The organism is Cryobacterium sp. N19 (assembly GCF_002929595.1).
GTDB classification, from domain to species: domain Bacteria; phylum Actinomycetota; class Actinomycetes; order Actinomycetales; family Microbacteriaceae; genus Cryobacterium; species Cryobacterium flavum.
In genome coordinates this window covers 1-9,395 of record NZ_PJJR01000029.1, presented here as the reverse complement: position 1 = coordinate 9,395, position 9,395 = coordinate 1, and the positions used below count along the sequence as shown (strand labels likewise).

Genomic DNA, 9,395 nt, shown 5'->3' with positions numbered 1-9,395 from the left:
TCGCGAACCTTCATGACCAATCTCGACGCCACTGACAACTCCTCACTCAAACGGTGTTGCTACGACCCCTTGAAACTGCCCATGGGTTGGAAGACGGCCAACGCCCAAGCGGTCTTTTCGCCAGTCGAGAACCGCCGAGGCGATTCGGTGGTTGATGATCGAGGCGTCTAACGGCGTGAACGGCGTGAACGCCGGGAGGCATTGACCGCTATTGGCGCGGGCAGGCTCGTGGCAACATTTTGGCAACATTTGCACGAAATTGTTGCGGTTTCAAGGTCGTTCACATGACTGAAAACTGCGTAATCATGCTGATCTAAGGCCGCTTCCTACGTCTGATTGAGTGCGCATTAGGTTTCAAATCCCACCGCGTCTGCTCTGAAAATGCTGGTCAGAGGCTAGTTGGGTTCTGCTCAGTAACCCCGAGAACCGACGACTGTTCTTGCGGTAGCTGACAGAGGCGGGTCGAGACGTCGGCTAGGTTGTCCTCGAACAATTCGGCCTAGGTGTCCAGCGTCATGGCTCCTGAGGCGTGCCCGAGCACTCTTTGAACCGCCTTCACATTCGCTCCTGCCTCATGCGGTCTCGTTTACTTAAGAACAGCACGTCCTTTGCATGGTCCACTCTCGTGTTGGACCGCCGAGGCCCGCCGGAGCAGCGACTGGCGTCAACTGTGTGGCTCTCGCGGCCCATTACCCAGCTTCCTGCTGATGCGTTTGGTTCGAAATTCAGAATCCTTGGACTGAGCGCATTGTTACGGCGCGAACTCAGGCTGGTTGCGAACTGCCGCGCACGTCTCTATAGTCTTAACAGTCGTACTGATCATATTTATATGAGAAGCGCTTCAGGGCTGATTGGCCGAGGATAAAGGAGTCCCCATGAGTTCTACCCAAGCGATCGCGATCCCTCGGGGTCGCCGAAAGGCGTCTGGTCGGCCAGCGTTTATTCGCCTGCTCTGGATTCTGCTTCCATTGTTGACTTTTGGATTCATCATTTTGGTCTGGTCCTTAGCCGTCACAATCTTCCAGATTCCTCGATACCTACTACCCGCCCCCGAGGCCGTAATACCGCGGTTGTTTGAATCGAGCGGAATTCTTTGGACGAACGGGTTAGTCACCCTGCAGGAAATTTTTGCAGGATTTGGGCTGACAATTATCACTGCCATCCCCATGGGTCTACTGATTGCCCTATCGCGGGTCGCCAAGCAGTCGCTCTATCCACTGCTCGTCTTTCTGCAGCTCGTTCCCAAGATTGCGATCGCACCACTCTTCATAGTGTGGGTTGGTTTCGGAATCGAGTCGAAGATCCTCCTAACTGTGCTCATGACATTTTTTCCGTTACTACTCGCGAGCATCGCGGGATTTCAAATTCTCGATCAGCGCCTGCTGTATCTCACGAAATCTATGGGCGCTAGTGGCTGGCAGACTTTCCGGTACCTTCGCTTCCCTGCAGCGCTTCCGGTTATCTTTGGCGGTCTCAAGACGTCTGCGACAATCGCCGCGACCGCGGCCGTCGTCGCGGAGTTCGTTGGCGCGAACCGAGGACTTGGATACCTGCTACTTCAGGCGACAAGCACCTTAGATACGACACTGATCTTCACAATTCTTCTTGTGCTTACCATCATCGGCGCCGCACTTAACTACCTCGTCGAACTCGCCGAGTACATACTCGCGCCGTGGCAACGCGCGCGTATCAGCCTCTAACCGCCACTCTGCATCACGTCTTCATTTCAATGTCGAAAGGAATATTCATGCACGCCAGAAAAACCAAACTCTCGTCCCTTGTTGCAACCGCAGCCATCACGGGGTTTGTCCTCGTGGGCTGTTCTTCCGCACCAGCGGGAGCGGGCCCAGCTGCGGCTGATCTCACTCCGCTTACATTCCAGCTCAACTCTCCCGGAGGAGGATACAACTCCGGTTATGCGCTCGCCCTCGAGAACGGTTACTACGAAGAAGCCGGCCTGAATGTGACAATCGAACCAGGCAACGGATCCTCGACAACTGCCCAACTAGTCGCCGCTGGCCAGGTCGACATCGCATTTGCCGACGCGGCGGCTGTCATGAAGCTCGTTGCCGAGGGCGCTGACATCACGATTATTGGCACGATCCTGCAGGGCAACCCCAATGAGGTCACCTCGCTCGAAGGCTCAGGAATCAATGAGGTCTCAGACCTCGCGGGCAAAACGGTCGCCCTGCCGAACGGTTACTCGCAGACTGCGATGTTCCCTCTTTTGCTAGCAGCTAACGATCTCGTCGAATCCGACATGGATGTAGTCAATATGCCCCCGGAGTCGATGGTCGCTTCCCTTTTGCAGGGGCAGGTGGACGCCATTCTGGGCTCGATGGACAACTTCAGTGTGCAACTCCTCAATGAGGGCGCGAAGACAATCAACCTGCCATTCATCGACAATGGTGCGCCCACGGTGGCCCAGTCGATTATAGCCTCTAACACCTTCCTTGAGGAGAACGCGGAGGTTGCGACGGCGTTCGTCACCGCGAGCCTCAAAGGTTGGGTGGATGCGATCGAGAAGCCGCAAGCTGCTCTGGACGCTCTCAAAGCGCTGTTCCCTGAGGTCAATATGAACCTCGCCCCTGGGCAACTCGACGCCACCATCTACCTTATGTGTGCGAACCGAGCCGAATTCGTCGGCAAGGCAACTCCACAGCAGTGGGAAGACACTGTGAAAATCTTGTCAGCCATAGGGATCTTGCCGGCAGATATTTCGGCGACTGAGTACTACAGCTACGACTACCTGCCAGACGAAGCCGAGCTTCGTTCCTGCTAGTCGATCTTCTCTAAAGAATTAGAAGGGTACCCGCACCATGACTGAGCTGGCCGACACAATGCGCGGAGCAAGAATCACCCTCGACGCCGTCGAGAAGATTTTCGGGGAGGACACGGACAAGCCGTTCCAAGCGCTTGCTCCCACCACGATTGATATCCAGCCTGGTGAATTCATCTCCGTAGTTGGGCCGAGCGGGTGTGGAAAGAGCACCCTGCTGCTCATAGTTGCGGGGCTCCTTAAAGCCTCCGCAGGGCAAATTCTGATCAACGGCAAGGAGACCTCAGGGCCCCTCACGGACGTCGGGATCGCCTTTCAGGATCACCTTTTGCTCGACTTCAGAACCGCGATGGACAACGTGCTGCTTCAGGCAGACGTTCGCCACCTTTCGAAGGCAGCTGTCCGGGAACGAGCCGAGTTGCTTTTTGAGCAGCTCGGCTTGACCCAGGCAATGAACCGCTACCCCATGGAATTATCTGGTGGCATGCGTCAACGCGTCTCTCTTGTCCGGGCTCTCGTCCACGAGCCATCCATCCTTCTCATGGACGAGCCCTTCGGTGCACTCGATGCCCTCACCAGGCTCCAGGTGCGATACGACCTCGAACAGCTGTGGATGGTGCAGCGACCAACCGTGCTCTTCATTACGCACAGTGTCGAGGAGGCGGTGGGGCTGGCCGATCGGGTGTTTGTAATGTCGCCATCACCGGGTGTAGTCGTCGAGGAGATGCGAATCGATCTTCCCCGGCCGCGCCCGTTGGCGCTTGGCGAGGCACCGGAACTGGCCGCGCACGCAAGCCGGATCTATGAACATTTCGACCGACTCGGCGTCATTCACCGTGGGCCGATAACCGAGGAGGCAGCGCATGAGAACGCCTGAAGTCTCCTTCCGTCTTGACGGCAAGTCGGCATTCATCATTGGCGGTGCCACCGGAATTGGTAAGGCCATTGCAACGTCGATGCTGGCACACGGCGCAACGGTGTACATCGGATCACGCAATGTCGAGGTCGGGGAACGCGCAAGTGCAGAGATGGGGAGCGTCTTTGTTCCGCTCGATGTAACCGATTCGGGCTCGGTGGATGCAGCGGTGGACCGTGTTGTCTCACTCGCGGGCCGTCTCGACATTGCGGTCAACTCACCTGGGGGCCGGCTAAATAAACCCGCCGAGCTCACGACAGATGAAGAATGGCGTGACGTGTTCAACGTCAACCTCGACGGGATTTTCCGGGCCGCTCGTGCACAGGGTCGCGTCATGCTTGAGCAGGGAGTTGGCTCGATCGTGAACGTTGCGTCTATGTCTGCGCTTGCGGTCAATACTCCACAGACCCAATCTGCATACAACGCCTCGAAGGCCGCCGTGGTGATGTACACGAAGTCGCTCGCTGCTGAGTGGGCTCCGCGCGGAGTGCGAGTGAACTCGATTTCACCCGGCTACACGGCAACGGCAATGACAGAAAAAAGTCGCGCTGAGCCGGCGAAATTACAGGCGTGGCTCGACCTCACTCCCCAGGCTCGCGTCGCTGAGCCGTGGGAGATTGCCGGCAGTGCGCTGTTCCTTGCTTCGGGTGCCGCCAGCTTTGTAACGGGGCACAACCTCGTCGTTGATGGCGGATACACCCTGTGGTGACCGGCGCGACGTCAGTAGTCGGCGTGCTCGAACTCCTTGAGCGTCGAATCGACGATTCGGATCGCGCTGACCTCGGCCAGGTCGGGATCACCATCAATGAGAGCATCAGCGAGGCTAGTGTGGTTATTTACCGACTGCGGGGTCTGGTCGGTGATCGTTCGACGGTCGGTATCCTGCCGGGTGCGCAGCACCGCGGCAACCGTGTCGGCGAATTGAGCCATGACCGTGTTATGCGAGCCTTCAAGCACGAGACGGTGGAATGCTACATCGGCAGCTACCCATTCCCGGCCGTTCTTGCTCCCGGCCGCCGCGATCAGCTGGTCGGCCACAACACGAAGCTGTCTGCGCTCCGTATCCGTCATCCGGGTAGCGGCAAGGCGGGCAGCCGATCCCTCAACGCCCCGCCTCATCTCGAGCAGCTCGTTCATCTGAGTCGCGTACCCCGGTCCGTAGCCGCGCCAATTGACAACCTGAGCGTTGAGCAAGTCCCAGTTGCCGATTCCCATAACGCGGGTACCCACCTGGGGGCGAGCCTTGACCAGACCCAGCGACTCAAGCGCGCGCAAACTCTCGCGTATGACCGATCGAGAAACCCCGAAGCGCTCACACAGGTCGCTCACGTTGAGAATCTCATTAGCGGCAACCCGGCCCTGAGCGATCTCCGCGCCCAGCTCGTTGACCACCATGCCGTGAAGACCACTTGTTGCGGGCACACGCCAAGAATTCGCATCTTGATTGTTCGTTCGCACGGCAGGAAACCTTTCAGTGGGTTAAGGATAAATCACACTAATCATATTAGAAATAATGCCCGCACCGCGCCTTCTCAGCCACGAACCAAAGCAGCGATGTCGTGACTGTTGAATACGTGTTGGGCGTTGACCTTGGAACGTCATCCTGCAAGACCGTCGCCTTCGCCCTCGACGGTCACCGTGTTGCGTCCGCATCTGTTGCCTACCCGACGGTGACGGATCAACGCGGCGGGGTGCGTCAGGATCCCGAGATGTGGTGGGCTGCAGTTCAGTCGACCATCGCCAAGGTGCAGACCGTAATCGGTGCGGGCAACCTGCTGAGTATCGGATTGAGTGGGCAGATTGGCACGCATGTGCTGGTAGACGGCGAAGTGCGCCCTCTGGCGGATGCTTGGACTTGGCAAGACGGGGGGGCTTCTATCGCTCTCGATGAATTTGAGCGCGTACTTGATTCGGCAGTTCTTGGCGCCGACCTGCGTACGTGGTTGCCACCGGGACCGGCCTGGCCGCTACCGCGACTGCTGTGGCTGACAAAGACTTTTCCGGCGCACATCGCCAGGGCGCACTACATGCTTCAACCAAAGGATTACATCCTCCACCGGCTCACGGGCCGGATCATTTCAGACTCCTCCAGCCTGCGCGGAGTGATGAAACCAACCGGCGAAATCCACCGCCCCGCTCTCGACGCTCTAGGGCTTTCCGATTTGTTTCCTCCCGTGGGGCAACCGACCGAGTCCGCTGGCGAGATCCTGGCGACAGTTGCGGATGCCATCAGCGTGCCGCGCGGCACACGCGTTTTCATCGGGTGGAACGACTTCAACTGTGCGCTAGTAGGTACGGGAGTATCTGCCACCGGGGATGGGTTCGACATTGCAGGAACCTCCGAACACATCGGAATTCTCGGCCGCGAGCCTGTTACCGACGGTTCGATCAATTCCGTTCCGTACTCGATGGCAACCGAAGCCGATTCCTACGTTAGCTATGGGGTCAGTTCAAACGGCGGAAGTGTAACCGCATGGTTGGGCGACACGTACCTCGCAAATCTCGAGAGCGCCGACCGCAACGGCCGTCTTGCTGTTCTTGCTTCCGGGACAGAGCCAGCATCTGACGGCCTAATGTTCCTCCCCTACCTTCACGGCGAGCGTTCGCCGATATGGGACTCGTCCGCGACCGCGTCGTACACCGGACTCACCTCATCGCACGGTCTAGGGCACATGGTTAGGGCGGCGCTCGAAGGAGTCGCTTTCAACTTGAGACAAATTCGGGATGCCTCGCCCGACAACGTGGAGCGAGCAAGTCTTATCAGGGCCTCCGGGGGGCCGACCGCGATGCACGTGTGGAACTCCATAAAGGCGGACGTCCTCAACACCCCACTCGCCATCATGGAGGAGAAGGACTCGGCAGCTCTAGGCGCTGCCATCCTCGCTGTCGTCGGAAGCGGTCTCTTCCCCTCACCGGCCGCGGCGATGAGCGCTATGACCCGCATCGAATACGTCGTCGAGCCGAACTTGCAGACTGCAGCCCGTTACGAAGCCGCTTACCAGCGCTACTCGACTATTTACCCCGCGCTGGCACAAGGCCAGCCAACCGACACAAGGAGTGAAAGATATGCCAGCTAGGAATGCCGTAGTCTTCGGCGCAGGGCGGATCGCCCGAGGATTCGTAGGAAACCTCCTTGGTCTCGAATCGATCGGGATTACCTTTGTGGATGTGTCCCCCACCGCAGTCGCTGCGCTGAACGCCGCCGGGCGCTACACAGTGCACATTCTCGGAGCACCGGAGAAATCGTCAGTAGTCGCAAACGTGTCCGCGATTATGACGAATTCCGATGAACTGTCGGGGAAGCTGGTTGAGGCCGACGTCGTGTTCGTTAGTGTCGGCGGCGCAAACCTACCCTCCGTCGGTGTCACAATCGCCCGCGCGATCGAGACTCGGCTAGAATCCGGGCACCCGCTCAATATCGTCGTATGCGAAAACTGGCGGTCGGCCGGCCAGGTGTTGCGATCGTCGATCGAGTCAGAACTTTCGGCGCTTGGGCTGGACTTGCCGCATGGCATGCTCGGCATCTCGGAATCGACAATCATGCGGTCGGCTGTGGATGCCACAGAAGCACAACTTGCTGCCGACCCGCTTGCTGTGCAATCCCAGAACTACTGGTCGCTACCTATTGACGCGGACGCATTAGTCGATGGTTTTCCGGAGATTCGCTACGTCGAACCAGTCCCGGCATTCCAGCACGCGCTCGAGCGGAAACTGTATACATACAACAGCGGCAATGCCACAATCTCGTTTCTGGGTGTCCTTAAGGGTTACGAGCTTCTGAGCGAGGCCGCCAACGATCCCGAGATCGAGTCCATAGTCTCCGGAGTGTACGCCGAGATGGGCGAGGCCATGGTTGCACTACATGGCTACACCGTCGAAGATCAGGCTGAGTATGCAGCGAAGTCGTTGCGCAAGTTTCAGGACACCGCGATCATCGATCCGCTCTCCCGCCAGGTTCGCGACCCCCTGCGTAAACTTTCTCGCCACGACCGCCTCGTCGGAGCGGCAATGTATGCGCTAGATGCCGGAGTGCAGCCGAACAATATCGCGATCGGCATCGCCGCCGCGCTCCGCTACAGGGATCCGTCTGACCCGTCAGCGATGCGGATGGCAGAACTCATCGACACCCTCGGTGCAGGCGCTGCGCTCGCCGAAATCGGTGGGATAGACGCGGCGAGCCCACTAATCGACCTTGTGGAAAGTAAGGCGGCCGTTGTTGATGCATTGAGCGTCGAAGCACGTCCATGACGGCGGTGGTCGTAGGGGCTCAGGTCGCCCAGCCAGACGACCCCGCTGTACGGCCGGAGTTCGCCACTCGTATCCTTGATTTACCAGGAGTCAGTGGGCTAGAGATAGCCTTTGGAAGCAGGACCTGGCGGGATCACGACGCTGAGTGGTTACCTCAAGCGTTGATCGAGGGCAGCCGCAACACCGTGAGCCTGATGGGGATCACCATGGAGCGCGCCAGCTCGGGGTTTGGTTTCGCCTCAGTTGACGAAGTCTGCCGACTCGAGGCGATGCAGACTGCGCGAGAGGCCCGCGATTTCATTGAACGCCTTCATGATAAAGGGTCTGGAACTGTTGCAATCCTTTTGCAGACGGCGCCCACCATCGACCCTTCGCGGGTCAGGGACGCGACGAATGCACTTACGCGGAGTGTTAACGAACTCATCAGCTGGAACTGGTCCGGGGCATCCATCGTCATCGAGCACTGCGATGCGCGGCACGTTGGACTTCCTTTTCTCAAGGGCTACCTGCCGCTCGACGAAGAACTTCGAGTGGTGGAAGATCACGGAAGCGCCGCTTTGGGCGTGGCTATCAACTGGGGCCGTTCCGCAATCGAGGGAAGGGATGCCACCACGCCTATTGCGCACGCCGAACTTGCCGCCGCATCCGGAGCTCTGCGCGGTCTGATGGTGTCTGGGGTTGGGAACCGGGATGGCCCTTACGGCCCAGCCTGGACGGACTCGCATCCACCAGCACGCCCGACGTCAGCGCGACCACTTGGCGAACCGACCTCGGCGCTCGAGTTGGCAGCAATTCCCGAGTTCCTGTCCGCTGCCGGACCTAACCCTCTTTCGTTCGTCGGGGTAAAGGTCGCTCAACGCGATTTGAGGACGTCGATCGAAGATCGGGTAGGGATCATAAGCGCGATAGTCGAATCCCTAGTCCCCGATCGGTTCGTCCCGCGACGTCGAGTCTAAAACTGACGGACATCCTTGACAGTTGGGTCTTTCTTTTGGAAGGAAGATTCCGTGACAAAGAAGCTCTTTGTGTCTGCCGAGCGGGAGCTCGAGCGGCGTGCGAATCACAAGCTGGCCGTGCTGTGGCACGTCGAGGAAGTCAGCGGCAACATTGCTGCCACCTGCCGCTACTACGGCAGCAGACGCCAGTGCTACCACCACTGGCTGAGACGCTACGAGGCTGAGGGCGTCGAAGGGCTCCGCGACCGCACTGGCGCCCCGCACCACTCACCGACGTCGACGGCAACCATGGCTGAGGTCAAGGAGAGAATCCTGTGGCTGCGTCAGCAATACCATTTCGGGCCACAGAAGTTCGCGATGTACCTCAAGCGCCACCACGACCTCACGATCAGCGCCTCGGATGTCTGGCGGATCCGGGACTGCCCCGAGTTCAGTTGACTCTGGGGGTTAGTGGTTTCAGGTGGCCTTGAGGGCCATGTTTATTGTCTCAAACTCG

The 9,395-nt window shown here is 58.8% G+C and carries 9 protein-coding genes and 1 pseudogene; 8 read left to right on the top strand and 2 right to left on the bottom strand.

Annotation, left to right across the window (positions count from 1 at the left end; genetic code table 11):
• Positions 1-502: 502 nt before the first annotated feature.
• A pseudogene (locus CXY78_RS21320) lies at positions 503-571 on the bottom strand (integrase); the annotation flags it as partial.
• A gap of 304 nt (positions 572-875) precedes the next feature.
• Here CXY78_RS21320 and CXY78_RS00485 point away from each other — a divergent pair.
• From CXY78_RS00485 to CXY78_RS00470, 4 genes are read left to right on the top strand one after another with little or no spacing between them, the layout of a single operon-like run.
• On the top strand, positions 876-1,700 hold the full coding sequence (locus CXY78_RS00485) for an ABC transporter permease (RefSeq protein WP_104087515.1): 825 nt from the start codon (positions 876-878) through the stop codon (positions 1,698-1,700).
• 47 nt (positions 1,701-1,747) lie between these two features.
• Positions 1,748-2,782 (top strand): ABC transporter substrate-binding protein, encoded by a 1,035-nt coding sequence (locus CXY78_RS00480; RefSeq protein ID WP_158253227.1) that lies wholly within the window; start codon positions 1,748-1,750, stop codon positions 2,780-2,782.
• A 37-nt stretch (positions 2,783-2,819) separates the two neighbouring features.
• The gene (locus tag CXY78_RS00475; RefSeq protein WP_104087512.1) at positions 2,820-3,656 is read left to right on the top strand and encodes an ABC transporter ATP-binding protein; all 837 of its coding nucleotides are present in this window, start codon (positions 2,820-2,822) and stop codon (positions 3,654-3,656) included.
• The gene (locus CXY78_RS00470; protein ID WP_104087510.1) at positions 3,643-4,404 is read left to right on the top strand and encodes an SDR family NAD(P)-dependent oxidoreductase; all 762 of its coding nucleotides are present in this window, start codon (positions 3,643-3,645) and stop codon (positions 4,402-4,404) included. Before CXY78_RS00475 ends, CXY78_RS00470 begins: the two co-directional genes overlap by 14 nt.
• Positions 4,405-4,415: 11 nt before the next feature.
• Here CXY78_RS00470 and CXY78_RS00465 read toward each other — a convergent pair whose 3' ends face one another.
• Positions 4,416-5,117, bottom strand: coding sequence for a FadR/GntR family transcriptional regulator (locus CXY78_RS00465; RefSeq protein WP_140425600.1), 702 nt, complete (start codon positions 5,115-5,117; stop codon positions 4,416-4,418).
• 137 nt (positions 5,118-5,254) lie between these two features.
• Between CXY78_RS00465 and CXY78_RS00460 the strand changes: the two genes are divergently transcribed.
• The 4 genes from CXY78_RS00460 to CXY78_RS00445 are packed head-to-tail and all read left to right on the top strand — an operon-like array spanning position 5,255 to position 9,337.
• A complete protein-coding gene (locus tag CXY78_RS00460) occupies positions 5,255-6,772 on the top strand; it encodes an FGGY-family carbohydrate kinase (RefSeq protein WP_104087507.1) in 1,518 nt (505 codons plus the stop codon).
• Positions 6,762-7,943, top strand: a complete 1,182-nt coding sequence (locus CXY78_RS00455) for a mannitol-1-phosphate 5-dehydrogenase (RefSeq protein ID WP_104087506.1) — start codon at positions 6,762-6,764, stop codon at positions 7,941-7,943. The genes CXY78_RS00460 and CXY78_RS00455 overlap by 11 nt, the downstream gene beginning before the upstream one ends.
• Positions 7,940-8,899: a DUF4862 family protein gene (locus tag CXY78_RS00450; protein ID WP_104087504.1), complete on the top strand. Its 960-nt coding sequence runs from the start codon at positions 7,940-7,942 to the stop codon at positions 8,897-8,899. Before CXY78_RS00455 ends, CXY78_RS00450 begins: the two co-directional genes overlap by 4 nt.
• Before the next feature lie 51 nt (positions 8,900-8,950).
• Positions 8,951-9,337, top strand: coding sequence for a helix-turn-helix domain-containing protein (locus tag CXY78_RS00445; protein WP_158253226.1), 387 nt, complete (start codon positions 8,951-8,953; stop codon positions 9,335-9,337).
• Positions 9,338-9,395 lie beyond the last annotated feature (58 nt).